The following is a 23,080-nucleotide window of genomic DNA, read 5'->3' on the forward strand; positions in this document are numbered from 1 at the left end:
ATTCCTCTTGTGGTCGCGGCTGATCGTCAAACCCGCGTAAGCGGGTATTTGTTATAATTTTGTGTGCGAATCACTTACTCAAGCTGGAGAATTCTATGCATGATTGTATTCTTGTCGAAGGTAATGGTGGTACACGTTTGATGAAAATTGAAGAGGGAAGGCAGGAGATAACGATCGCCAATCCCGGTTCAGGTTACTACTTTGGATTTCGGGTGAGAGAGTATTCCATCGAGAAAGAGGGTCACTTAAAGATTTATCTTATCGCAAGCGAAGATCCGCAGGATCCTAACGATGTTGCTCATTTTGTAAACGAATTGTCACCAACACCTATCAATGACCCTTCAGTTTAAAATATGAATACCCGCTTCGGCGGGTTTTCTTTGACCTTTGTTATAGTATTGAGCGCCTTGGTGATATGGATATTGTTGACTAATATGAGAAGTATCTCATAAAAAGGTGCCCATAATGAGTAATGAAATTAAAGATGCAAAAATTGATGATTATTTCATCGTTTTAAAAGAAAAAAGTAGACCGCCAAGTAGGGGCGGTAACACAAAGGCGCGGCATGCACACTACATCAAGATTGATGGAAAAATATACAGTTTTCTCGCCTTTGGTTCCAAACAATGGGTCTATAAGTCAGACCGGGTATCATTTGAATTTGAAATGAAGGGTGAATTCAGGAATGTTCTCCCCGAATCTATTCGTACCACCGATAAGGATGGGAATGTTGTAATCAGAGGGTTACGTGGCTTTAGCAAGGAGTTACGAACTGCAGATACGCGTTTGCCTGGGTCCAGAAGGGAATGTAGAGACTAAACACAAAAACTGTTAGAGAAGCTAAAGCAACAGGCTACTACTACACAGGAAAAGAAGAGGTAAAGGCACTGGCTTAGCCGTTCGTGCCGACAATTATCACGTAATCCCTCTTTGCGCTATTCACCATAGACAAGGTGGTCACGGCGTTGCCGTCCATGCTGGGCGGAAGACCTGGGAACAGAAATACGGTACCGAGGCGGAGCTGCTGGCGCAGGTCAATGCAGAATTAGGAGTGCCGGAATGAACACACCGAAACAGCGCCGTTCTCATCAGTCTGCACTCGAAGCTGCAGCAGCTGCACCACGCAAAAGTTACCTGGGCCGTTTCACGCCGCTGACGGGAATTCAGTCTGCCTGGATAAAGTCTCTTCTGACAGTGTGGGCAGAAGGCATGCGCGGCAGCACTGCGCCACGAAAACCCCGAGCACAGGCATGCTGGCGTTTCAGTAAAAACCAACGCTGGTCTGATGCCGCACTTGAACGCTTCACCACGGCGCTGAGCCAGGCGAGAGAAGAGGGGTACCGCGGGAAACATGCGGTGAACCGTGCCCGCGCAATCAGCCGACAGTTCATCGCCCGAATCGTTTTTCTGGATGATGGGGAAAACGATGGCCGCTGGCTGAGCATTGCAAAAACCGAAATGCAAAGTGCATGCATGGCTACGTGCCGAGCTGTGTACCGGCCTGATGACGACTGTTGACCATTACAGCAGGCATTCACCGAGTGCCTGAAAAAATGGGTTGCGGTAAGATAGCCTCCTCATCTTAAGGAGGTTTTCATGTGGCAAACAATTTATGCCTGGCCATGGGCTACAATCTGGGCTGCGATATCGGCCATATTCACGGCGGTTACTGCTGTGGTAGCAGCGCTTGCGCTATTGCAATGGAGTAGACAAGACAAATTAAAAGCTAAGCTTCATTTCAAGAACACAATTCATGAATACTCAGATATTCTTGTAACTCTTCCTGAAAAATTAAATATTCCAGAAGATAGACATAGATATGATGAAAGAATCAAATTGTGTACAGAACGTTTATTGAAGTGTAGTAGTGCATACGTTTCTTGTGAGGGGTTGCTTGAAGATAACGAAGTTGTGCATAAATGTTGGGGGTATATTGCTACTAATCACCAGCATTATCTAACAGGGGGAATTGACCGGAAATTATTGGAGAAGTCATGTCTGTTAATTTTAAATGAAAATTTTGTATTTAGATAAAAAGCCGGATTTTTACCGGCTTAGATTCCAAATTTTCTGATTGTTATGACCTCAACGAAAGCCAAGGTGTTGAGCCGTTAAAGCAGCGCCAGCAGTTATCACAGTGCTTGAAAGGGTTTTTACAGCATCTAAGCTTCCACCCCTGACGGCTTCAACTAATTGGCTTCCGAAGGAGGGGCGAGGATCCAGACTAGCGGGAACCTTTTTGAGGCATTCAAGCCCTTTAGCAGTCAATATAGTGCCATGAATAGAGTATTCATCATTAGAAACTGAGGTTATGTAACCTGAATCTCTGAGCCACACAACTGAATCTGAGACGAATTGGCGCTCAAAGTAATTATGAATGACTCCATCTACCGGGTCGTTCGAAGTGGCAAGAGAGGTCGTATACTCTTCAAAATTAATGGTAATTGGTTGCGGAAATGTTTCATATAAGTTGGCAAATATCCGCCCTGTAATTTCGTCGAATTTATCAATGTTGGATTGAGACATTTTATTTCCTTGCTGGTGAGAGTTAAGAAACTCAGGCTAAAGGAAAGGATTCAAAACTCTTAGGCAGAAAATGCCAGTAATTAGCAATCAGAATTGACGCTGATTAGTGATTATTGGAAGGTGGGCGACCGCCGCCAGCGGGAACTGGCGACAGTCATTCATACCCATAGGGTGCCGAGGATAGAACCGAGGCCCACTTGCCCCCAGGCAGCGGGTCCTTTCCAGAACCCGAAACACCGAGGGTCTGCAGACGCGCAAAAAGTCTCTCGTTTTGGGTAATTTTTCATTTTTGGCATTTCCGGTTCCGGTTGGGAGTTTTCATGGCTACGCAAGCAGAGGTCGCGGCGCATTTGCTGCTGTCAGATCGTCGCCTGCGCGATCTGTCAAAACTGCCCGGCGCGCCCGTGCCACAAGGAAGGGGCGACTGGGATTTGGATGCATGGCGTCACTTTTATATTCACTACCTCCGGGGTAACCGGAAAGATTCATCAGGTGGAGATGAACCGGAAGCGGACGACAATTCGCTGGAAAAAAACGCGAGCAATGGCTCAGAAACGAGGAGCGGCAGGAACGAATACTGACGCAGCGTGTGAAGCGTCGGATACTCGCAAAACGTTACGCTCCGATTGAATTAATCAGCGTCGCAGTATCACGCATCGCCGTCGAACTACGCACTCGCGTCGAATCCTGGCCTCCACGATTGAAAAAGGTCTGGCTCGATATGCCGCAAGAGGCAACCGATCTACTTAAACAGGAGCTGGCGATAGCACTCAATGAACTTTCAGACATACGAGTCGACTTCAGCGATTACGATGTCAGCGATATCGAACGCGATATTGAACGGGTTGAGTCCCTTACGCGTGACGATACCGATGACGGGGGTTGAGTGGGCGGATAAATATTTCTATTTGCCAGAAGGTTCAAGCCATATCGCCGGTCGCTGGAAGACACAACCCGTTCAGCTTGCGATGCTGAATATGATGACAAACGATGCGATTAAAATCGTGTCGGTCCGGAAGTCAGCGCGCCTGGGCTATACCAAAGTCCTGGTCGCCGCACTGCTGTATTTTGCAGAGCATAAAAAGCGCAGCTCTGTGACATACCAGCCTATCGATGATGAATCAGACGGGTTTGTTGCTGACGAAATTGACCCCGCTATCTGCGAGATGCCGGTCATACAAAAAATTTTCCCGGATTGGGACAGCAGCAACGAGCGCAACAATATCAGCCGAAAGGAGATGTCGGGCGCCATTCTCGATTTTCGTGGCGCCAGCTCACCCGGAAATTTCCGCCGCCTGACCAAGCAGGTCGTCGCCGGTGATGAGGTCGACGGCTGGCCGCTTGAAGTCTCGAAGAAAGGCAAGGGCGAAGGGTCGCCGATTGAACTGGCCCCGGTACGTATTAAAGGCGCGTCATACCCGAAGGCGATTTTCGGCTCGACTCCGACCGTGACCGGCAAAAGCCAGATTGAGATGCTTGAAGATGGCGCGGATCTGGTCTTCCGGTTTTATCTCCCTTGCCCCCATTGCGGCGGTGAGCAGGAGCTTAAATTCGGTTTTGAGGGCATCGAGTACGGTCTCAAATGGGATGACAGCCAGCTGACGCGTGAAGCGAAAGGGCGCTCGGCGTATTACCAGTGCTGCCATTGCCCCAGACATTTTCATTACAGCGATCTGAAAAAAATGGAACTGGCCGGTCGCTGGATGGCGGAAGACTGCACCTGGACGCGGGACGGCATTCACTTTTTTGATCATGACGGGGAGCCAGTACGCGCCCCGCAGCACGCTGCAATCGTTGTTAACGCACTTTATTCGCTCAATCTCGACGGGTGGGGCGAAATTGTTGATACGTGGCTTAAGGCGAAGGGTGACCCACTCAAAGAGAAAGCGTTTTACAACACGGTACTCGGCGAACTCTGGAATGAAGTCGCAAGCGAGCAGCTGGAGCATGACATTCTTCTGCAGCGCCGCGAAGTCTATGCGCATGAAGTCCCGGATGGGGTTGTTTTCATCACAGGCGGTATCGACTCGCAAAAATCTGGCCGCTATGAGTGCTATGTGTGGGGATGGGGAGCAGAGGAAGAATGCTGGCTCATTGATAAAACCATTGTGTTCGGTCGCTACGATGAAGAAGAAACCCTGCAGAGGGTCGACGGGGTTATACATAAGCAGTATCAGCGCAGCGACGGAACGAAAATCGGCGTAAGCCGGTGGGCATGGGATACCGGTGGCATTGATCCCCAGGTCGTTTATAACCGATCAATCAGGCTCGGGCCGCTTTGGGTAATACCCATCAAAGGGGCGAGCACGTATGGGCGTCCGGTCGTCGATATGCCGCGTTCAAAAAACGCAAACAAAGTCTTTTTGTCGCTTGTCGGTACTGATACCGCAAAAGACCTGCTGTATATGCGGTTCCCGCTTATTCCTGACCCCAAAAACGGCACACCTGGTGCGATTCACTTCCCTGCAAATGATGAAATTTTCGGAGAGGTGGAAGAGAAGCAGCTCGTCAGCGAAGTCCTGATCCCGAAACTGATTAACGGCCGCGTCGTGTATCGCTGGAGCAACCAGGGTCGCCGCAATGAAGCGCTGGACTGCCTGGTATACGCGCTTACTGCGTTACGTATCAGCAAAATCCGCTTTCAGCTCAATCTTGAAACGCTCGCAGAGCAGCAGAAAAAATCAAAATCAACCCCAACGATGACGCTTGAGGAAATGGATCGGGCGCTGGGAGGTTAAAGGAACGTTATATTTCGCTGGGCAGGGCATTCAGCAGCAGTGGCAGATGAAGCGTGAAATGCTTTCGCCAAGGTACACTACTAGGTATGCAGATCTTCTCAGGGTTAGATAATTTACACTACTATTAATATACGGTTTGCTAAAGCGAGAGTTAAAAATATAACTTTACTTCGATTAATCAATTTGATGGTTGTCGTATTAAATACCCTAACACCATTAATATAAGCTGCAACTGTTCATATCAATGAATAGTTGGCTTCTTACATTCAGGATTTTTGAAGGTAAATAAAATGATTTAATCTATCAGATTATTCGTTTTCGTCATTGTCTTTAGTAAGGGCATCCAATACTTGCTGATCAATATTTTCAATGCATTGTACTACGAGATTTATTAACTCCATGACATTCTCTCTGGTAACATTAATCGATTGCCCATTCGGAGATCTACCGTTACGATGCACGATGTCATGCCGCTTAATTACTGCGCGATTAAGTTCTGACACCAGATTGTTGGGGATTTCAATAAGCAGTACCTCTCGTAACATCTTACGAGTGGTCTGAATATTATGGAATGAAGTATTGTCGAGTTCTTCGGTGATTCGCTTATCGAGCCCATCAAGAAAATTATAAATTGCTTCAACCTTCATTTTTTGTTCAGTAAAAACCCCTGATTTTTCAACAAAACGACGTTTTAATGTTTCATTATTTAAAACTTCTCGTTTCATAATGTCGCCGATATAAGCTTCTAATGCGGTGATGATACTGGAAAAGCACATTCGCTGAAGAACTTGATCTTCTGATTTGAGAGTTGCTGAAATTCGTTGACAGACTGAAGGAAGTTCCGAAACGGAACGGTTGTACCTTTTTGAATTTCTTCTAAGTCACCGAAATCTTCCTCTGATCCTGACCAAATCAATTCTGCTATGTTAAGTTCACAAATTGCATCGTTCTGACAAGATGAAAGAAAAGCAAAAGTAAATATGTTTGGGTCATTGCATGGGAAATTTAACGATCCGGTAACCGAATACTCTGAATATAAAGGTACATTGCTAAGCATAGCGCAAAGCAAGGGGATGTCGCTGCTATTGTACCAATGTACATCATTAAAGGGATTATATAAACGTCTTTCGTCAGTCATTATCCTAACAGCCTTTGGAAAGAGTTCAATCCATTCTTCCAATGTTGAGTTTTGAATTGCATCAATAAAATTCTGATAGACCGCTATTTTTTGGGTATAACGCTCATTGCACTTACCTATAGCATCATTGTTATCTAATGAATCTTGTAATAGGTAAATAATTTCCTGAGCCGATGATATGGCCTTATCTAGATATTCGCCAAAATGTAATGTGCAAGCTTGCATGTCATAGCCCGCTAATACCATACGTCTTAGGATAGTTGCTGCGGAAGCTTGATAACCAATAAAGACATCTTGACTAAACTCACCTCTGTAATGAGGAGGAATGTTTCTGACACGATCGTTGTTGCGAAAAAACCATGTATCATGGTGATTTCTATAGCTCTCAATCTCAAAACCATTCACTTCAATTCCGACCCACGTAGACATTCATATTACCTATTTGCTTTACGTTTTTAAATTCATTAACTACTGAAGCATACTAGTGCCACCTAGTCTAAAAGTATATTTTGCTTAGGTTCGCTCATGTATCATAATCCACGCGAGGCCTACATTCATTCTCAGTGAGCGATCTCGATTAACTCCGGACCTTCATTTTTAGTATTACCTACAGCGCGCGTTACTGCATGCCAGATGAAAATATCTTCTGTAACGGCACCATCGACAGCTATTTTATCAGCCTCTTTCCCTCCAACATCCTGCTGCATCCATCCCCTTGCAGCTTCCGGCGATAGAACCAATGGGCGACGGTCGTGGATATCTACCAAACCATTGTTGGCGACAGCGGTCACGATGAGAAAACCTTCAGCTTCGTCTCCACGCTCGAAAGGCGTGCTGCCGATCGCCGCCATGAATATGGGCTGGCCATCGGCCCGATGGATGAAGTAGGGTTGTTTCTTGTCGCCTTCCTTCTTCCATTCGTACCATCCATCGGCGAAGCAGATCGCCCGGCCACATTGCCAGAGGGGCTTAAACATTCTGCTGATGGCCGCGGTTTCGACACGAGCCTTAATCAGTGGCGTCTTATCCCACCATCTTGGCGCATAACCCCAGAGCGCCGGATCGAGATGCAGCTGCTCGTCGCGTTCGCTCAACAGCAGGACTTTTGTGCCGGGCGCAACGTTGTAGCGTCCAATCGGCTCCGGGTCATAAGCAATGTCGCGATCACCTTCATCGGCCAAATAAGCGAGATATTCTTCACGGGTTTGGGCTTGTGCAAAACGTCCACACATAGAAACCTCCAGTCGGATGTCAGACTGAAAGTATAGGGTAGAGAGAAAAAGTAGCGCGCGCTGGTTAAGTCTTACAAACGGATTCGTGGTGATTATGCTGATCAGCTTGAGATGCGTAAAGAGGCCTAATGCGAAACTGGAAGGAATTAGACAAAAGCGCGGATTTTGGGGGCAAATTTGGGGGCAAAATTGCACTTGGGGGCAAAAAAGGGGCACAAAAAAGTCCGGTTATGTCCGTTAGTGTCTTTTGGGTATAACGACTAAATGCATGATAACCATATAAAATATAATGTTTACAGTTGGTTGCTTTAAAAGGTACCATACCCCCCTATAGTATCTTAACGGAGGGCGTATGCCGCATTCACCCGAAGATAAAAAACGCATTCTCACGCGCGTCCGTCGCATTCGGGGCCAGGTTGATGCCCTGGAACGTGCGCTGGAATCGGGCGATCCCTGCCTTGCCATATTGCAGCAAATCGCCGCCGTGCGCGGCGCTGCCAATGGCCTGATGGGCGAAATGGTCGAAATTCACCTCAAAGATGAGCTGGTGACGGGGGAGACAACCCCGGATCAGCGGGCAGTTCGGATGGCGGAAGTCGGCCATTTGCTGCGCTCTTATCTAAAATAAACCCACAGACATCACATAAGGGAAGTCATTATGAAATCACGCGCAGCCGTCGCATTTGGTCCTGGCCAGCCGTTAAAAATCGTTGAAATCGACGTTGCACCGCCAAAAAAAGGCGAAGTGCTGATCAAAATCACCCATACCGGCGTGTGCCATACCGATGCGTTTACGCTGTCCGGTGACGATCCGGAAGGCGTTTTCCCGGCGGTACTTGGCCACGAAGGTGGCGGTATCGTGGTTGAAGTAGGTGAGGGCGTGACCAGCCTGAAGCCGGGCGATCATGTTATTCCTCTCTACACCGCAGAATGCGGCGAGTGTAAGTTCTGTAAATCTGGCAAAACCAACCTCTGTCAGGCCGTTCGCGCCACCCAGGGCAAAGGCCTGATGCCGGACGGTACTACCCGTTTCTCCTACAACGGCGAGCCGATTTATCACTACATGGGCACCAGCACGTTTAGCGAGTACACCGTCTGTGCGGAAATTTCACTGGCGAAGGTCAACCCGCAGGCGCCGCTGGATAAAGTCTGCCTGCTGGGCTGCGGCGTGACCACCGGTATCGGTGCGGTACACAATACGGCGAAAGTGAAAGAAGGCGATACCGTTGCGGTGTTCGGTCTCGGTGGGATTGGTCTGGCGGTGATCCAGGGCGCGGTGCAGGCGAAAGCAGGCCGTATCATTGCTGTCGACACCAACCCGGAGAAATTCAAACTGGCGGGTGAAATGGGCGCGACCGATTTCGTGAACCCGAAAGATCACGAAAAGCCGGTGCAGGACGTGATTGTTGAGCTCACCGACGGCGGCGTTGATTTTAGCTTCGAGTGTATTGGCAACGTGAACGTCATGCGTTCCGCGCTGGAGTGCTGCCACAAAGGCTGGGGCGAAAGCATCATCATCGGCGTGGCAGGTGCGGGTCAGGAGATCAAAACGCGTCCATTCCAGCTGGTGACCGGTCGCGTATGGCGCGGTTCGGCGTTTGGCGGCGTGAAAGGGCGTACCCAGCTGCCGGGAATGGTTGAAGATGCGATGGTCGGCAAAATTCAGCTGGATCCGTTCATTACGCACCGTTTGCCGCTGGAGCAGATCAACGAAGCTTTCGATCTGATGCATGAAGGTAAATCCATTCGTACCGTCATTCATTTCGGCGACAAGTAACTCTTCTGCCAGCGGTTTTTCGCCGCTGGCGTTTCTTTAATAATCTTCTCTAAAGTGTGACCAGTGCGGCGTTTTTAGCCGTAATCTAAATCCCTGCCGTGCCGATGACTATCTATACCCGTCATACTTCAAGTTGCCTGTGCGTTGGCCGCACTCGTTCACCCCAGTCACTTACTTATGTAAGCTCCCGGGGATTCACTCCCTTGCCGCGTGACTCGGCCTGTGGCCTCGCCCCTTCGGGGCCAGCGCAAGCGCTGTTCAAAACGGCTAGCCGTTTTGTCATGCAACTCGAATTATTTAGGGTATAACACGCATATTTTTACGCATCTTACCTATAAGAGAGTCGACGGTCATGGACAACACAACTTCGATGCAGGCGCAGCGCAAGCTGGGCTTCTTGCATCACATCAGGCTGGTTCCGCTGTTTTCCTCCATTCTCGGTGGCATAATTCTTCTGTTTGCCTTGAGCGCAGGTCTGGCGGGGTATTTCCTGTTGCAGGCTGATACCGATCAGCAGGATGTCACAGCAGAAATTCAGGTGCGTATGGGGCTTTCGAACAGCTCCAACCATTTACGTACCGCGCGAATCAATATGATCCATGCCGGTGCGGCCAGCCGTATCGCGGAAATGGAGGCGATGAAGCAAAACATCAGCGAGGCGGAAACGCGCATCAAGCAATCGCAGTCAAGCTTTACCGCCTATATGAATCGCGCCGTGCGCACCTCTGCGGACGAAGCGCTGGATGCTGAGCTGAAAGCACGCTATGACGCCTATATTGCGGGGCTGCAGCCGATGGTCAAATTTGCCAAAAACGGCATGTTTGAAGCGATCATCAATCATGAAAACGAAACCGCGCGTCCGCTGGATGACGCCTACAACGCCGTCCTGCTGAAGGCCATCAAAATCCGTACCGATCGTGCCAGCGCGCTAACCGCTCAGGCCCACACCCGTACACAGCTAGGGCTGATGTTTATGGTCGGCGCGTTTGCGCTGGCGCTGGTGTTAACGGCCATGACCTTTGTGGTGCTGCGCCGGACGGTGATTAACCCGCTTCAGCGTGCTGCCACCCGCATTGAGAATATTGCGAAAGGTGATTTAACCATGCCGGACGATCCGACAAGCCGGAGCGAAATCGGTCGCCTGACGCGGGATCTGCAAACCATGCAGCATTCGCTGGTGACCACCGTAGGTACCGTGCGCCAGGGGGCTGAAGAGATTTATCGCGGCACCAGCGAGATCTCTGCGGGGAATACCGACCTCTCTTCTCGTACCGAACAGCAGGCAGCCGCGATTGAGCAGACCGCCGCCAGCATGGAGCAGTTGACCGCAACGGTGAAACAGAACGCCGATAACGCCCATCATGCCAGCAAACTGGCGGAAGATGCTTCCGGCAAAGCCAGTCGCGGCGGCCAGATGGTGTCCGGCGTGGTGAAAACGATGGGCAATATCTCGACCAGTTCGAAGAAAATTTCAGAAATTACCGCCGTGATTAACAGCATTGCCTTCCAGACCAACATTCTGGCGCTGAACGCTGCCGTTGAAGCGGCGCGTGCAGGCGAACAGGGACGAGGCTTTGCGGTGGTGGCGAGTGAAGTGCGCACGCTGGCAAGCCGTAGCGCCAACGCCGCGAAAGAGATTGAAAGCCTGATCAACGAGTCGGTGACCCTGATTGACCAGGGGTCGGGTGAAGTGGTCGCGGCGGGGAACACCATGAATGAAATCGTCGAGGCGGTGAAGCGCGTCACCGATATCATGCTGGAAATTGCTGCCGCGTCCGACGAGCAGAGCCGTGGCATTGTCCAGGTGAGCCAGGCCATTTCTGAAATGGATAAAGTCACCCAGCAAAACGCCTCGCTGGTGGAAGAAGCCTCAGCGGCCGCGGCATCGCTGGAAGAACAGGGTGCGCGTCTGACAGAGGCAGTAGGGGCATTTCGGCTGAACGGGGCAACGGCGGGGCGTGTGGTAGCGTCTGCGCCAGTGGCGAAGGGTGTGCCATTGCGCCCAGCGGCTACGGTTTCCGGGGATAACTGGGAGACGTTCTGAGTTGCGGGTTTGTCGGGTGGCGCTGCGCTTACCCGACCTACAAAAAACGTGTCAGTAGGCCCGCGTAAGCGCAGCGACACCGGGCAAACAAAAGGGACCTTTCGGTCCCTTTTTTCATCTGTCACTTCTTATCGGGTAACGCATACGCGATAACGTAATCACCGCGATCCGGCGACTGACGTGCTCCGCCTGCATTAATGATGATGTACTGTTTACCGGTTTTCGGTGAAACGTAGGTCATCGGCCCGGACTGGCTGCCTACCGGCAGACGGTCTTTCCAGATCTCTTTCCCGGTGGCGGTATCAAACGCGCGCAGGTAGAAATCCTGAGTACCGGCGAAGAACAGCAGGCCAGACTGCGTGGAGAGCGATGCACCAAGGGTTGGCATGCCGATCGGGATTGGCATATGCATACGAATACCCAGCGGACCGGTATCTTCCACGGTGCCGACAGGAACCTGCCACACCAGCTTGCCGGATTTCAGATCGACCGCTGACATGGTGCCAAACGGCGGTTTCTGGCACGGAATACCCAGCGGCGACAGGAAGCGCTCACGCATCGCGCCGAACGGCGTGCCGTCCATGGGGACAATCCCCATCTCAATGCCGCTGGCATTTTTCGCAACATTCGCGCGAGGAACCATATAGTTCGCCAGACCCAGACGCATATCGTTGACGAACATCAGGCCATTGTTCGGGTCAACTGATACGCTGCCCCAGTTCATTCCGCCGAGGGAGCCAGGGAACTGCAGGGAACGGTCCAGACCCGGCGGGGTGAAGACGCCCTGATGACGCATCTCTTTAAACTGAATACGGCACAGCAGCAGGTCAACAGGCGTCGCCCCCCACATGTCGGATTCAGTCAGCGTCTGGTTGCCAATCATCGGCATGCCCACGGAATACGGCTGGGTTGGAGAGTAGCGTTCCCCCTCAACGTTACCCGCCGGAACGGGACGTTCTTCTACCTTCGCCACCGGCTTACCGGTTTCGCGGTTAAGCATGAAAATCATGCCCTGCTTGCTGGTCTGCACCAGCACCGGCGTGGTGCCGCCTTTACCGTCAGGGAGATCGTACAGCAGCGGCTGGGAAGGCAGGTCAAAGTCCCACAGATCGTGGTGGGTGGTCTGGAAATGCCAGCGCACCTGACCGGTCGTTGCATCGACGGCCACGATGGAGGAGCTGTATTTGTCGTCGAGCGCCGTACGTTCACCCGCCCAGAAGTCTGGGGTGGCGTTGCCGGTTGGCAGATAAATCAGATTGAGTTTTGCATCATAAGACATGGCTGACCAGACGTTCGGCGTGCCGCGCGTGTAGGTCTGGCCTTCCGGCGGCAGGCCGGTGAGGTTCGGATTACCCGGATCCCACGCCCAGGCCAGCTTGCCGGTGTGAACGTCGTATGCGCGCACTACGCCCGGCGGTTCGCCGGTGGAGAAGTTATCCGCGACGCGACCGCCGACGACAACGACATTCCCGGCCACCAGCGGCGTGGAGGTCTGCTGATAATACCCGGGCTTGATCTCGCCCATCCCGACGCTCAGATCCACGGTGCCGTGGTCGCCGAAGTCTTCGCAGACCTTGCCGTTATCCGCATTGATGGCAATCAGGCGGGCATCGGTAGTCGGCAGGAACAGACGGCGAGGGCATGCAGCAGGCTGTGTCTCCGTCTGAGAGGCTGTCACGCTTGAGCTATCTTCAAAATAGCCCAGACCGCGGCAGCGCTGCCAGTTAGGGGCCGTAGCTTTAGAATCGTAACGCCATTTTTCTTTACCGGAATCTACGTCCAGCGCCAGCACTTTGCTGTACGGCGTACAGACATACAGCGTGTCGCCAATCTGTAACGGGGTGTTCTGATCTTCCGCGCCCGAGCCGTTGCTCTGCGGGATATCCCCGGTGTGCGCAACCCAGGCGACTTTCAGATCGCTGACGTTTTGCTTGTTAATCTGGTCCAGCGCGGCAAAGCGATCGCCGTGGGTCGTGTTCCCCCAGTGCGCCCAGTTTTTCTGCTGCTCGCCTTCGGCGACAGGTTTTACCGGCACCGATTCATTCGCGGCAACCAGCGTCTGCGGCTTAAACATCCAGCCCAGGCTGACCAGCATGACCACGGCCAGCACGGCGGCAATGCCAAAAGCGGGCGCTTTGTTAACCGGCTCACGGGTATTCGCGGCGCGCAGGAAGGGCCACACAATCGCACACAGGAACGCCAGCACGGCGAAGGTGAAGAGGCGGGAGAAGAGCGGCCAAAAATCCCAGCCTGCATCGCTTACCGCCCAGAATAACGAGGCGATAAACGCGATACCATACAGCACCATGCCGCTGGTGCGGTTAGTGAATATCAGGATGGCAGCAATTACCATCACCGCCCCCATGATCAGGAAGTACAGGCTTCCGCCCACTGTAGCGAGCTTCAAGCCCAGCCCGCCGACTGCCAGACCGATGAGCATCATCAGTCCGACAAGGAGCCACTGCAGGATACGAGGTAACCCGCGTGGCGCGCTGCCAAATGCCATGTCTATCTCCTTAAACACGCCCGCCCGTCTGGTGTGCTGTGCGCATCTGTACCAATTGGGTCATGCAGGACGGGCGTTATGATGTTTTTACCGTTTGAATAGCGTGAAATTCACTCGTATAAATTCGTGTGCGAACCATTTGGTGAATTCGCGGCTATGATAAAACTGTTAAATTGTTTTACGCAATTGTTAATGAATGATTTCGCATTATTTGCCCAGGAGAAGGTAAACCCGCCCGGACGGCGGGTCAGGGCAGGGACATCAGGCTGGCATGGACTTGCGGATCGCGCTTAACAGCGCTTGTGCGCCTGATGAGAGCGGGGCATCAACACGGGTCAGGATCCCAATAGGTTCCCCGGCTCCCGGCGAGGTCACCGGGAGTGCGGTCAGGGTGCCACGGCGTAAATCGTCTTTGACAGCACCTGAGGGGACGAACCAGACGTAGTCATAGTCCACGGTAAGCTGGCGCGAAAGAGAGGCTGACAGGGTTTCAATGCAGCCCGACGGGAGCGTGCACCCCTGCATTTCGAGTAGCGTTTCGGCATTCTGACGCGGAACCGTACCTTTTGGTGACACAACAACCGGCCACTCCATGACGCGGCTCAGGGTCACGGTGTCCTGCAACAGCGGGTGATCGGGACGGACAACCAGCTTGAGTGATTCCAGGAACAAGAGCTCGTAATTGAGGCCGCTCATCAGTTCCGGATCGGACATTCTGCCAATACCCAGATCCAGCTCGCCCGCTTTCAGCCCGGCAAGCAGCATCGTGTTATTCATGGTGGCGACCTGAATCGTGGCGTGCTTTTGCAGCTTGTGAAACTGACCAATCACCGCGGGCAAAATGCCCAGCGCCGCGGTAGGAAGCGCGCCCACGCGCACGATATCGCTGGCAGGTTCCTCTTTCCGGTTCAACGCCTGGCCTGCGGTGTTGAGGGCATCCAGCACTTTTACCGCGTGCGTCAGAAATTGCTCACCCACGATCGTGAGCTGTGCGCCCAGACGACCGCGATCAAAGAGCCGCGTTCCGGTAAGCTGTTCCAGCTCGTTCAGGGTTTTTGAAAGTGCAGGTTGACTCAGGTTAAGGGTTTCAGCCGCTCGCCCCAGCGTTCCCTGTTGAGCGACGGCCACAAATGTATGCAAATGGCGCAAGCGTATGCGCTGACTGAACAGACCATTTTTTTCCATAGGCGATGTTAAAAACAGAGAGATGCGGGTGACAAGTTAAGTTGTTTGATTTTGATAACTTGATAGCAAAATATTTTTAACATTTGATCTGTTTGAGTTACAACCTGTTTTTGGTCATGCACAGGCTTTGACCACTCGTCTGCCTGGATCACAATTCGTAAATTCTTCCCGCCGGAAGGAACGGGCTTCTCTACACTCCAGGTAATATTCACTGGAGGCATGACATCATGGCGAACACCATCACGGCTGATGATATTCGGGAACACTTTTCGCAGGCTATGTCGGCGATGTACCAGCAGGAAGTTCCGCAGTACGGCACCTTGCTGGAACTGGTGGCGGACGTTAACCTGGCGGTTCTTGAAAATAATCCACTCTTACATGAACAGCTGGCGAACGCGGATGAACTCGCGCGCCTGAATGTCGAACGTCACGGCGCAATTCGCGTCGGCACCGCGCGGGAACTGTCCACCTTGCGCCGCATGTTCGCCATTATGGGGATGTATCCGGTCAGCTATTACGATCTCTCACAGGCGGCGGTGCCTGTCCATTCCACGGCGTTCCGCCCGGTGGACGATGCGGCGCTGTGTCGTAATCCGTTTCGTATTTTTACCTCGCTGCTGCGCCTGGAGCTGATTGAAAATGTTGAGCTGCGCGAACGTGCCGCCGGGATCCTCGCCCAGCGGAACATTTTCACGCCGCGTTGCCTGGAACTGATCGCGCTGCATGAGTCAGAAGGCGCATTCACTGAAACGCAGGCGCGCGAGTTTGTTCAGGAAGCGCTGGAAACATTCCGCTGGCATAGCCACGCAACGGTCGACCAGGAAACCTATCTGGCGCTGAGCAAAGAACATAAGCTGATTGCCGACGTGGTGTGCTTCCCCGGTTGCCACATTAACCATCTGACCCCACGCACGCTGGATATCGACCGGGTGCAGGAGCTGATGCCGAAGTACGGCATTGAGCCCAAAATCCTGATTGAAGGACCGCCGCGCCGTGAGGTGCCGATCCTGCTGCGTCAGACCAGCTTTAAGGCGCTGGAAGAACCGGTTCTTTTCGCCGGGGAACATAAGGGAACGCATACCGCACGCTTCGGTGAAATTGAACAGCGTGGCGTTGCGCTGACGCCGAAAGGTCGCGAGCTGTACGACAGTCTGTTAAACCAGGCCGGTACCGGTAAAGATAACCTTACGCACCAGCTGCATCTGCGCGAGGTGTTTAGCGCATTTCCGGACAGTGAAATGTTCCTGCGCCGTCAGGAGCTGGCCTATTTCCGCTATCGCCTGACGCCAGCGGGTGAAGCGCATCGCCACGCGTTTCGACCGGGAGACGATCCGCAGCCGCTGATCGAACGCGGCTGGGTGGTTGCTCAACCTATAACGTATGAAGATTTTCTGCCGGTTAGCGCGGCGGGTATTTTCCAGTCCAACCTCGGAAATGAAACGCAGGCGCGCAGTCAGGGAAATGCCAGCCGCGAGGCCTTTGAAGCGGCGCTGGGCTGTACGGTATATGACGAATTCACGCTCTATCAGGAGGCGGAAGCGCGCAGCAAACAGCGTTGCGGTTTGCTCTGAAATCGTTACTCTGCAGGGGTGTGATGGAAAAAGAAGGTGGTTATGCAAAATCCCTCCGCCCCTGTGGTTGAAACGCGCCAGGGCGCACTGACTGGTTTTACAGACAACAATATCCATGCGTGGTGTGGGATCCCCTACGCAGCACCGCCCGTGGGCGACTGGCGCTGGCGCTCTCCGCGTCCGCCGGAAAGCTGGGAGGGCGAACGGCAGGCAACGACGTTTTCGCCCTCAAGCTGGCAAAGCATTGAGTACTGCAAAGAGCTGGGCGGCGGCGATCCCGGCCAGTTCTCGGAAGATTGTCTCTATCTTAACGTCTGGTCTCCCGTCGATCGCGCCGGGCTGCTTCCGGTCATGGTCTGGCTGCACGGCGGCGGGTTCACGATTGGCGCGGGTAGCCTGCCGCCCTACAACGGTAAAGCGCTGGCATCACGCGGCGTGGTGGTTGTGACGATCAACTACCGTCTGGGTCATCTCGGCTTTTTCGCGCATCCGGCGCTGGAAGGTGAAGAAAGCCGCGTGGTGCATAACTTTGCGTTACTTGACCAGATCGCCGCGCTGGAGTGGGTGCGGGATAACATTGCCGCATTTGGCGGGGATCCGAACTGCGTGACGCTGTTTGGTGAATCTGCGGGCGCGCGCAGCGTGTTGTCGCTGATGGCATCGCCGCTGGCGGAAGGATTGTTCCATAAAGCGATCGTGCAAAGCGGGTACACCTTACCGGATACGCCGCGCGAGAAAGCCCTGCAAAAAGGGGAAGCGATAGCAACTCATCTTGGGCTGGAGAACGCCACCGCCGAGCAGCTGCGCGCGCTGCCGCCTGAGGCCTTCTGGCCGCTCACGTCACCGCTGAACGTTGCGCCTGCGCCCGTCGTTGGGGATTGCGTCTTGCCGGAAGCGATGCTGGATGTGTTCTTTGCCGCGCGACAGCATCCCGTTCCGCTAATGATGGGTTCGAACAGCGATGAAGCCAGCGTGATGGCGGTGTTTGGCGTGGATCTTGCCGAGCAAATTCAGAAGCTTCGCCAGGAACGACGCTTTGGCCTGGGGCTGATTAAGCTGCTCTATCCGGGCGTGAAGGGGGATGAAGAGCTGGGCAGACAGGTGTGCCGTGATATGGCCTTTACCACGATGGGCTATGTGGCGATGCAGGCTCAGCAGCGTGTGGGCGGACTGTGCTGGCCCTACTGGTTTGATTATGTCGCGGAAGCGGAACATGGCACCTATATCAACGGTGCCTGGCACGGCAATGAAGTGCCTTACGTGTTCGATACCCTGGGTCAGGTGGAACCTTCTCGTCAGTACGTGAACGAACGCGATCTGCAGTTTGCTGCCCAGGTCGCGGATTACTGGGTGAGCTTCGCGCGTGAGGCCGGGGCGCAGGACGGCTTATCCGGACCGGTGCACTGGCCCGCCTGTCGCAAAGGGCGCGACGTATTGTTGCGTATTGGAGTGAATAAACATGCAGGTTTCAGGCTTGAAAACCGCTTTATGCGCGCCCGCATGAGTCTCTTCAAACGGGTAATGAAGCACCACGTCAGCCTCGATTAAGCAAACAGGCGCGAAACGCCGCCAGACCATTTTCTTCGCCTGGCGTTTCGCGCAGCACCAGCCGGTAGCTCGCGCCGGTTTTTATGCTTGTCTCATAAGGCCGCAACAGCCTTCCTGCGCGAACATCTTCCGCCACCAGCGTTTCGTCAGCAATGGCGACGCCGAGTCCCTGAATGGCAGCAGTAATAGCGAGATCCATGGTGTCGAAGTGTTGATTTTTGTGCATAACAAACGCCGGGCTTTCCTGTTTCGCCAGCCACAATGACCAGTCGGTTTTATCTCTTGTCGGATGAAGAAAAGTCAAGGCGCCCAGCGTTGCGCCGGCCCGGAGTGGGCTAAGCACTGGCGTCAGCGCTTCTTCAAACAGCAAATCGCCCGCGCTCATGTGGGTGCCGAAAACAATGGCGGCATCGTAAGATTCGGTTTTGAAATTGACGTTGTGATCGGTCGTGGTGGTCAACGCAATTTGCAGATCCGGCTGTTCGCGCTCCACGTCCAGCAGCCGGGGAATTAGCCAGCGCATGGCGCAGGTCGGCGCTTTCAGGCGAATGACGGTCTGGTGCGCCCGCGCCCGATCCGCAACGTTCAATAACTGCGTAAAGGCCGATTGCATTTCAGGAAGCAGGGCGCTGCCCTGGGGGGAGAGCCGCAGCCCGCGCGCATGGCGTTCGAACAGGGGAAAGCCAAACCACGCTTCGAGTGAGGCAATTTTGCGGCTCACGGCACCCTGCGTCAGGCAAAGCTCCTGCGCCGCATGGGTAAGGTTCAGATGACGCGCGGTGATTAAAAAAGCGTCGATGGCATTAAGCGGGAATGAACGGCGCGACATACTACACCTCAGCTATGCGTTTTTCTCATGGCTATTATGACAACAATTCGATTGTCCCGACAGCAGAGTTATTGTTTGAATAGTTATGCAACAACAATGAGAAGGGACAGAGGATGACTTTACAGACACCGGTGCAAACCCGTTCAAAATTGCCTGACGTGGGGACCACGATTTTTACCGTTATCGGGCAGCTTTCTGCACAGCATAACGCCATCAACCTTTCTCAGGGCGCGCCCAATTTTTCCTGCGACCCAAAGCTTATCGCAGGTGTCACTCGCGCCATGGAGGCGGGGCATAACCAGTACGCGGCAATGACGGGCCTGACCTCCCTGAAAGAACGCATTGCGGAAAAGATTGCCACGCTTTACGGCACCCGGTATGACCCCGGCAGTGAAGTGCTCGTAACTGCCAGCGCCAGTGAAGGGCTCTACTCGGCCATCAGCGGGCTGGTCCATCCTGGCGATGAGGTGATTTACTTCGAACCGTCATTTGACAGCTACGCGCCGATAGTCCGGTTGCAGGGGGCGACACCCGTTGCCATTAAGCTGACCGTTCCGGATTTTGCCGTTAACTGGGACGAAGTTCGCGCCGCGATTACGCCGCGCACGCGTATGATCATCATCAACACGCCGCATAATCCGAGTGGTCAGGTCTTCTCAGCGAACGATCTGCAACAGCTGGTGGCGGTGACCCGTAATACCGACATCATTATTTTGTCTGACGAAGTGTACGAGCACGTTGTTTTTGACGGCGAGCCGCACCACGGCATGGCGACGCATCCGCAGCTGGCGGAGCGCAGCGTGATTATCTCATCGTTCGGAAAAACCTATCACGTCACCGGCTGGCGAGTGGGTTACTGTGTTGCCCCGGCGGTGCTGATGGACGAAATTTGTAAAGTCCATCAATTTTTAATGTTTTCTGCCGATACGCCAATGCAGCACGCGTTTGCTGAACACATGGTCGATCCGCAAACCTGGCTGTCGCTCTCTGCGTTCTATCAACGCAAGCGCGACCTGCTGCAAAGTTTGCTGGCGGAATCACCGTTCCGACTGCTGCCAAGTGCCGGATCGTTCTTCCTGCTGGCGGATTACAGCCATTTCAGCGACGAGCGTGACAGCGAGATGGTCAAACGGCTGATCGTTGAGTGTGGCGTGGCCACCATTCCGCTGTCGGCGTTTTACGCAGACGGCACGGATAATAAATTGATTCGTCTCTCTTTTGCGAAAGATGAGGCGACGTTACGGGCAGGTGCCCAAGCCCTGTGTCGGGTTAAACCACGCTGAGGAGTGTGAGATGAAATTACGCGCGTTAATAGTCGGCATGGGATTGCTGTGTACGTTCTCTTCCTTCGCTGCCACCGAGTTACGTTACGGCCTTGAGGCGGAATATCCGCCGTTTGAAAGCCGCAATGCGTCTGGTGAACTGGAAGGGTTCGACGTTGAACTGGGCAACGCTATCTGCAAAGCGGCAGCGCTTAAGTGCAGCTGGGTTGAAACCTCATTTGATGCGTTGATCCCGGGCCTGGTGGCGAAAAAATTCGATGCCATTAACTCGGCGATGAACATCACCGAGCAGCGCCGCAAAAGCATTGATTTTACCCAGCCGATTTACCGCATTCCGTCGCAGCTGGTCGGCAAAGCCGGTACGGCAGTAGACACGACGGCTGAAGGGCTGAAGGGGAAAACCATTGGCGTACTGCAGGGGTCCATTCAGGAAACCTATGCCAAAGAGCACTGGGAAAAACACGGTGTCACCGTGGTGTCTTATAAAGATCAGAATATGGCGTGGGGCGATCTGCTGAATGGCCGTATCGACGCCTCGCTGGTGATGTCCGCGGCCGGGCAGGCAGGTTTCCTCAGCAAGCCGCAGGGTAAAGGGTTTGGCTTTATCGGCAAACCGGTGTCGGACGACACCATCCTCGGCAGTGGGATCGGTTTTGGGTTGCGTAAGGGTGACGAGGCCACCAAAAAGCAGCTTGATGCCGCGATAGATAAAGTTCGTGCCGACGGCACGATCGCTAAACTCGCTGATAAGTACTTCCCGGGTATCGATGTCAGCGTAAAATAACCGCCTCGTTAGCCCCGGTTGCTGATGTCCAGCCGGGGTTTTTTTATTCACCTGTATTTACGCTTATTTACACCACTTTCAGGCCGTTCTGGTCGACAGAAAATATTTCTCACTTTGTTCATATAATCACCGGCCAACAATTGGATTCTTAACCATTTTTGTTTAGGCTGTGCGTTCTTTCTTGCCGTCATTTCGCCGCGCGCGAAACACATTCACACGACCATAAGGACGTTTTTCCAGGCATGAATCGCAGACGTTTTCTAAAAGGCTCGCTTGCAATGGCTGCCCTGAGCGGCACATCTGGCCTTGCTTCCCTGTTTTCCAAAGCGGCCTACGCGGCTGACTCTGACATTGCAGACGGCCAGAGCCGTCGTTTTGACTTCTCCGTACTGCAATCCATGGCGCATGACCTGGCGAAAACCCCGTGGGGTGGCGCGCCGCGTCCGCTGCCGGAGACGCTGGCAACCATGACGCCGCAGGCGTATAACGCCATCCGCTACGACGAAAAACAGTCTCTGTGGAATAACATCGAAGGCCGTCAGCTGGACGTGCAGTTCTTCCATATGGGGATGGGTTTCCGCCGCCGCGTGCGTATGTTCTCGCTGGATCAGACAACCTCTCAGGCGCGTGAGATCCACTTCCGCCCTGAACTGTTCAGCTACGGCGACACGGGTGTTGATACGAAACAGCTTGAAGGCCAGAGCGATCTCGGTTTTGCGGGCTTCCGCGCCTTTAAAGCCCCCGAGCTTGCGCGTCGCGATATCGTCTCGTTCCTCGGTGCGAGCTACTTCCGCGCGGTGGATGACACGTATCAGTACGGCCTTTCCGCCCGCGGTCTGGCGGTGGATACCTTCACCGACACGCCGGAAGAGTTCCCGGATTTCACCTCCTTCTGGTTTGAAACCGTTAAGCCTGGCGATACCACTTTTACCGTCTACACGCTGCTGGATAGCCCAAGCATCACCGGTGCTTATAAGTTCGTGATCCACTGCGAGAAGAGCCAGGTGATTATGGAGGTGGAAAACCATCTCTATGCGCGTAAAGACATCAAGCAGTTGGGCATCGCGCCGATGACCAGCATGTTTAGCTGCGGCAATAACGAGCGCCGCATGTGCGACACCATTCACCCGCAAATCCACGACTCCGACCGTCTGGCGATGTGGCGCGGCAACGGGGAGTGGATCTGTCGTCCGCTGAATAACCCGCAGAAGCTGCAGTTCAATGCCTACATGGATAAGAACCCTAAGGGCTTTGGCCTGCTGCAGCTTGACCGCGATTTCTCTCACTATCAGGATGTGATGGGCTGGTATAACAAACGTCCAAGCCTGTGGGTTGAACCGCGTAACGACTGGGGTAATGGCGCGGTAGGGCTGATGGAGATCCCAACGACGGGCGAAACGCTGGATAACGTGGTCTGCTTCTGGCAGCCGGAGAAGCCGGTGGAAGCGGGGGACGAGCTGGAGTTCAAATACCGCCTTTACTGGAGCGCGCAGCCGCCGGTGCGTTCTCCGCTGGCGAACGTTTTCGCCACCCGTACCGGTATGGGGGGCTTCCCGGAAGGCTGGGCACCGGGCGAAAATTACCCGAAAGTGTGGGCGCGTCGCTTTGCCATTGATTTCGTCGGTGGCGACCTGAAGGCCGCTGCGCCAAAAGGTATCGAGCCGGTGATCACGCTCTCCAGCGGTGAAGCGAAGCAGGTTGAGATCCTCTACGTTGAGCCGTTTGACGGGTATCGTATTCTGTTTGACTGGTATCCAACCTCGGATTCAACCGAGCCAGTGGATATGCGTCTGTTCCTGCGCTGTCAGGGCGATGCCATCAGTGAAACCTGGCTGTATCAGTATTTCCCGCCGGCGCCGGATAAGCGTAACTACGTTGACGACCGGATAATGCGTTAACGTTTGTGGGGTTGTGCCGGG

22 protein-coding genes and 1 pseudogene are annotated in these 23,080 nt (G+C 53.5%); 16 read left to right on the top strand and 7 right to left on the bottom strand.

The window, feature by feature from the left end; translation table 11 throughout:
• Positions 1 to 95 precede the first annotated feature (95 nt).
• The 4 genes from ENTMO_RS0111875 (at position 96) to ENTMO_RS0111890 (ending at position 2,034) form a co-directional block, all read left to right on the top strand.
• Positions 96 to 350, top strand: coding sequence for a hypothetical protein (locus ENTMO_RS0111875; RefSeq protein ID WP_010430950.1), 255 nt, complete (start codon positions 96 to 98; stop codon positions 348 to 350).
• A 115-nt stretch (positions 351 to 465) separates the two neighbouring features.
• On the top strand, positions 466 to 819 hold the full coding sequence (locus ENTMO_RS0111880) for a hypothetical protein (RefSeq protein ID WP_010430953.1): 354 nt from the start codon (positions 466 to 468) through the stop codon (positions 817 to 819).
• A 240-nt stretch (positions 820 to 1,059) separates the two neighbouring features.
• Complete coding sequence (locus ENTMO_RS24095) at positions 1,060 to 1,518, top strand: Acb2/Tad1 domain-containing protein (RefSeq protein WP_010430956.1); 459 nt, start codon at positions 1,060 to 1,062, stop codon at positions 1,516 to 1,518.
• 78 nt (positions 1,519 to 1,596) lie between these two features.
• Positions 1,597 to 2,034 carry a hypothetical protein gene (locus tag ENTMO_RS0111890; RefSeq protein WP_010430959.1) on the top strand — a complete coding sequence of 146 codons (438 nt, stop codon included), beginning with the start codon at positions 1,597 to 1,599 and terminating at the stop codon, positions 2,032 to 2,034.
• Between the two features lie 51 nt (positions 2,035 to 2,085).
• On the opposite strand, the gene ENTMO_RS0111895 is transcribed toward ENTMO_RS0111890, so the two are convergent.
• On the bottom strand, positions 2,086 to 2,526 hold the full coding sequence (locus ENTMO_RS0111895) for a hypothetical protein (RefSeq protein ID WP_010430964.1): 441 nt from the start codon (positions 2,524 to 2,526) through the stop codon (positions 2,086 to 2,088).
• Positions 2,527 to 2,846: 320 nt separating this feature from the next.
• On the opposite strand from ENTMO_RS0111895, the gene ENTMO_RS26595 reads away from it, so the two are divergent.
• The 4 genes and pseudogenes from ENTMO_RS26595 to ENTMO_RS25250 all read left to right on the top strand — a co-directional run.
• Entirely contained in the window at positions 2,847 to 3,107 is a 261-nt protein-coding gene (locus ENTMO_RS26595) for a phage DNA packaging protein (protein ID WP_010430966.1), read from the top strand.
• Between the two features lie 140 nt (positions 3,108 to 3,247).
• Positions 3,248 to 3,412: a hypothetical protein gene (locus ENTMO_RS26600; RefSeq protein WP_237702325.1), complete on the top strand. Its 165-nt coding sequence runs from the start codon at positions 3,248 to 3,250 to the stop codon at positions 3,410 to 3,412.
• A complete protein-coding gene (locus ENTMO_RS0111910; protein ID WP_010430972.1) occupies positions 3,399 to 5,264 on the top strand; it encodes a phage terminase large subunit family protein in 1,866 nt (621 codons plus the stop codon). The genes ENTMO_RS26600 and ENTMO_RS0111910 overlap by 14 nt, the downstream gene beginning before the upstream one ends.
• Positions 5,263 to 5,376 (top strand): annotated as a pseudogene (locus ENTMO_RS25250) (DUF4113 domain-containing protein); the annotation flags it as partial. The gene ENTMO_RS0111910 and the pseudogene ENTMO_RS25250, both read left to right, overlap by 2 nt.
• 196 nt (positions 5,377 to 5,572) lie before the next feature.
• Here the strand turns inward: ENTMO_RS25250 and ENTMO_RS0111915 are convergent.
• The 3 genes from ENTMO_RS0111915 to ENTMO_RS0111925 form a co-directional block, all read right to left on the bottom strand.
• Positions 5,573 to 6,082, bottom strand: coding sequence for a HEPN domain-containing protein (locus ENTMO_RS0111915; protein WP_411326757.1), 510 nt, complete (start codon positions 6,080 to 6,082; stop codon positions 5,573 to 5,575).
• Positions 6,010 to 6,831: a HEPN/Toprim-associated domain-containing protein gene (locus ENTMO_RS0111920; RefSeq protein WP_010430978.1), complete on the bottom strand. Its 822-nt coding sequence runs from the start codon at positions 6,829 to 6,831 to the stop codon at positions 6,010 to 6,012. The genes ENTMO_RS0111915 and ENTMO_RS0111920 overlap by 73 nt, the downstream gene beginning before the upstream one ends.
• 131 nt (positions 6,832 to 6,962) lie before the next feature.
• Positions 6,963 to 7,634 (bottom strand): SOS response-associated peptidase, encoded by a 672-nt coding sequence (locus tag ENTMO_RS0111925; RefSeq protein ID WP_010430980.1) that lies wholly within the window; start codon positions 7,632 to 7,634, stop codon positions 6,963 to 6,965.
• Between the two features lie 352 nt (positions 7,635 to 7,986).
• On the opposite strand from ENTMO_RS0111925, the gene ENTMO_RS0111935 reads away from it, so the two are divergent.
• The 3 genes from ENTMO_RS0111935 (at position 7,987) to ENTMO_RS0111945 (ending at position 11,455) form a co-directional block, all read left to right on the top strand.
• Positions 7,987 to 8,262 carry a metal/formaldehyde-sensitive transcriptional repressor gene (locus ENTMO_RS0111935; protein WP_003857256.1) on the top strand — a complete coding sequence of 92 codons (276 nt, stop codon included), beginning with the start codon at positions 7,987 to 7,989 and terminating at the stop codon, positions 8,260 to 8,262.
• 30 nt (positions 8,263 to 8,292) lie between these two features.
• Positions 8,293 to 9,411 carry an S-(hydroxymethyl)glutathione dehydrogenase/class III alcohol dehydrogenase gene (locus tag ENTMO_RS0111940; protein WP_010430994.1) on the top strand — a complete coding sequence of 373 codons (1,119 nt, stop codon included), beginning with the start codon at positions 8,293 to 8,295 and terminating at the stop codon, positions 9,409 to 9,411.
• 352 nt (positions 9,412 to 9,763) lie between these two features.
• Positions 9,764 to 11,455 (top strand): methyl-accepting chemotaxis protein, encoded by a 1,692-nt coding sequence (locus ENTMO_RS0111945; RefSeq protein ID WP_029485074.1) that lies wholly within the window; start codon positions 9,764 to 9,766, stop codon positions 11,453 to 11,455.
• Between the two features lie 121 nt (positions 11,456 to 11,576).
• Here ENTMO_RS0111945 and ENTMO_RS0111950 read toward each other — a convergent pair whose 3' ends face one another.
• Together ENTMO_RS0111950 and ENTMO_RS0111955 are read right to left on the bottom strand one after the other, a co-directional pair.
• Positions 11,577 to 13,961, bottom strand: a complete 2,385-nt coding sequence (locus ENTMO_RS0111950; RefSeq protein WP_010431001.1) for a glucose/quinate/shikimate family membrane-bound PQQ-dependent dehydrogenase — start codon at positions 13,959 to 13,961, stop codon at positions 11,577 to 11,579.
• A gap of 261 nt (positions 13,962 to 14,222) precedes the next feature.
• Positions 14,223 to 15,146: a LysR substrate-binding domain-containing protein gene (locus tag ENTMO_RS0111955; protein ID WP_010431004.1), complete on the bottom strand. Its 924-nt coding sequence runs from the start codon at positions 15,144 to 15,146 to the stop codon at positions 14,223 to 14,225.
• 227 nt (positions 15,147 to 15,373) lie between these two features.
• On the opposite strand from ENTMO_RS0111955, the gene hglS reads away from it, so the two are divergent.
• Together hglS and ENTMO_RS0111965 are read left to right on the top strand one after the other, a co-directional pair.
• On the top strand, positions 15,374 to 16,717 hold the full coding sequence (hglS, locus tag ENTMO_RS0111960; protein ID WP_010431006.1) for a 2-oxoadipate dioxygenase/decarboxylase HglS: 1,344 nt from the start codon (positions 15,374 to 15,376) through the stop codon (positions 16,715 to 16,717).
• A 42-nt stretch (positions 16,718 to 16,759) separates the two neighbouring features.
• A complete protein-coding gene (locus ENTMO_RS0111965; RefSeq protein WP_010431008.1) occupies positions 16,760 to 18,265 on the top strand; it encodes a carboxylesterase/lipase family protein in 1,506 nt (501 codons plus the stop codon).
• Here the strand turns inward: ENTMO_RS0111965 and ENTMO_RS0111970 are convergent.
• Positions 18,252 to 19,094 carry a LysR family transcriptional regulator gene (locus ENTMO_RS0111970; RefSeq protein WP_010431009.1) on the bottom strand — a complete coding sequence of 281 codons (843 nt, stop codon included), beginning with the start codon at positions 19,092 to 19,094 and terminating at the stop codon, positions 18,252 to 18,254. The genes ENTMO_RS0111965 and ENTMO_RS0111970 overlap by 14 nt on opposite strands.
• 113 nt (positions 19,095 to 19,207) lie before the next feature.
• Here ENTMO_RS0111970 and ENTMO_RS0111975 point away from each other — a divergent pair, with 113 nt between their 5' ends.
• From ENTMO_RS0111975 to ENTMO_RS0111985, 3 genes are all read left to right on the top strand, one after another.
• Positions 19,208 to 20,377 (top strand): pyridoxal phosphate-dependent aminotransferase, encoded by a 1,170-nt coding sequence (locus ENTMO_RS0111975; protein ID WP_010431010.1) that lies wholly within the window; start codon positions 19,208 to 19,210, stop codon positions 20,375 to 20,377.
• A 10-nt stretch (positions 20,378 to 20,387) separates the two neighbouring features.
• Positions 20,388 to 21,161, top strand: coding sequence for a transporter substrate-binding domain-containing protein (locus ENTMO_RS0111980; RefSeq protein WP_010431012.1), 774 nt, complete (start codon positions 20,388 to 20,390; stop codon positions 21,159 to 21,161).
• 242 nt (positions 21,162 to 21,403) lie between these two features.
• Positions 21,404 to 23,059 (top strand): glucan biosynthesis protein D, encoded by a 1,656-nt coding sequence (locus ENTMO_RS0111985; protein WP_010431014.1) that lies wholly within the window; start codon positions 21,404 to 21,406, stop codon positions 23,057 to 23,059.
• Positions 23,060 to 23,080 lie beyond the last annotated feature (21 nt).

It is taken from the genome of Enterobacter mori LMG 25706 (assembly GCF_000211415.1).
Taxonomy (GTDB): domain Bacteria; phylum Pseudomonadota; class Gammaproteobacteria; order Enterobacterales; family Enterobacteriaceae; genus Enterobacter; species Enterobacter mori.

What these genes read in the sequence shown, in the direction of transcription:
- ENTMO_RS0111965 (WP_010431008.1), top strand. Translation starts at nt 16,760, where the DNA reads ATGCAAAATCCCTCCGCCCCTGTGGTTGAAACGCGCCAGGGCGCACTG.
- ENTMO_RS26600 (WP_237702325.1), top strand. Translation starts at nt 3,248, where the DNA reads ATGCCGCAAGAGGCAACCGATCTACTTAAACAGGAGCTGGCGATAGCA.
- ENTMO_RS0111910 (WP_010430972.1), top strand. Translation starts at nt 3,399, where the DNA reads ATGACGGGGGTTGAGTGGGCGGATAAATATTTCTATTTGCCAGAAGGT.
- ENTMO_RS0111875 (WP_010430950.1), top strand. Translation starts at nt 96, where the DNA reads ATGCATGATTGTATTCTTGTCGAAGGTAATGGTGGTACACGTTTGATG.
- ENTMO_RS0111925 (WP_010430980.1), bottom strand. Translation starts at nt 7,634, where the DNA reads ATGTGTGGACGTTTTGCACAAGCCCAAACCCGTGAAGAATATCTCGCT.
- ENTMO_RS24095 (WP_010430956.1), top strand. Translation starts at nt 1,060, where the DNA reads ATGAACACACCGAAACAGCGCCGTTCTCATCAGTCTGCACTCGAAGCT.
- ENTMO_RS0111935 (WP_003857256.1), top strand. Translation starts at nt 7,987, where the DNA reads ATGCCGCATTCACCCGAAGATAAAAAACGCATTCTCACGCGCGTCCGT.
- ENTMO_RS0111955 (WP_010431004.1), bottom strand. Translation starts at nt 15,146, where the DNA reads ATGGAAAAAAATGGTCTGTTCAGTCAGCGCATACGCTTGCGCCATTTG.
- ENTMO_RS0111985 (WP_010431014.1), top strand. Translation starts at nt 21,404, where the DNA reads ATGAATCGCAGACGTTTTCTAAAAGGCTCGCTTGCAATGGCTGCCCTG.
- ENTMO_RS0111920 (WP_010430978.1), bottom strand. Translation starts at nt 6,831, where the DNA reads ATGTCTACGTGGGTCGGAATTGAAGTGAATGGTTTTGAGATTGAGAGC.
- ENTMO_RS0111975 (WP_010431010.1), top strand. Translation starts at nt 19,208, where the DNA reads ATGACTTTACAGACACCGGTGCAAACCCGTTCAAAATTGCCTGACGTG.
- ENTMO_RS0111945 (WP_029485074.1), top strand. Translation starts at nt 9,764, where the DNA reads ATGGACAACACAACTTCGATGCAGGCGCAGCGCAAGCTGGGCTTCTTG.
- ENTMO_RS0111880 (WP_010430953.1), top strand. Translation starts at nt 466, where the DNA reads ATGAGTAATGAAATTAAAGATGCAAAAATTGATGATTATTTCATCGTT.
- ENTMO_RS0111895 (WP_010430964.1), bottom strand. Translation starts at nt 2,526, where the DNA reads ATGTCTCAATCCAACATTGATAAATTCGACGAAATTACAGGGCGGATA.
- ENTMO_RS0111940 (WP_010430994.1), top strand. Translation starts at nt 8,293, where the DNA reads ATGAAATCACGCGCAGCCGTCGCATTTGGTCCTGGCCAGCCGTTAAAA.
- ENTMO_RS0111890 (WP_010430959.1), top strand. Translation starts at nt 1,597, where the DNA reads ATGTGGCAAACAATTTATGCCTGGCCATGGGCTACAATCTGGGCTGCG.
- ENTMO_RS0111950 (WP_010431001.1), bottom strand. Translation starts at nt 13,961, where the DNA reads ATGGCATTTGGCAGCGCGCCACGCGGGTTACCTCGTATCCTGCAGTGG.
- hglS (WP_010431006.1), top strand. Translation starts at nt 15,374, where the DNA reads ATGGCGAACACCATCACGGCTGATGATATTCGGGAACACTTTTCGCAG.
- ENTMO_RS0111980 (WP_010431012.1), top strand. Translation starts at nt 20,388, where the DNA reads ATGAAATTACGCGCGTTAATAGTCGGCATGGGATTGCTGTGTACGTTC.
- ENTMO_RS26595 (WP_010430966.1), top strand. Translation starts at nt 2,847, where the DNA reads ATGGCTACGCAAGCAGAGGTCGCGGCGCATTTGCTGCTGTCAGATCGT.
- ENTMO_RS0111970 (WP_010431009.1), bottom strand. Translation starts at nt 19,094, where the DNA reads ATGTCGCGCCGTTCATTCCCGCTTAATGCCATCGACGCTTTTTTAATC.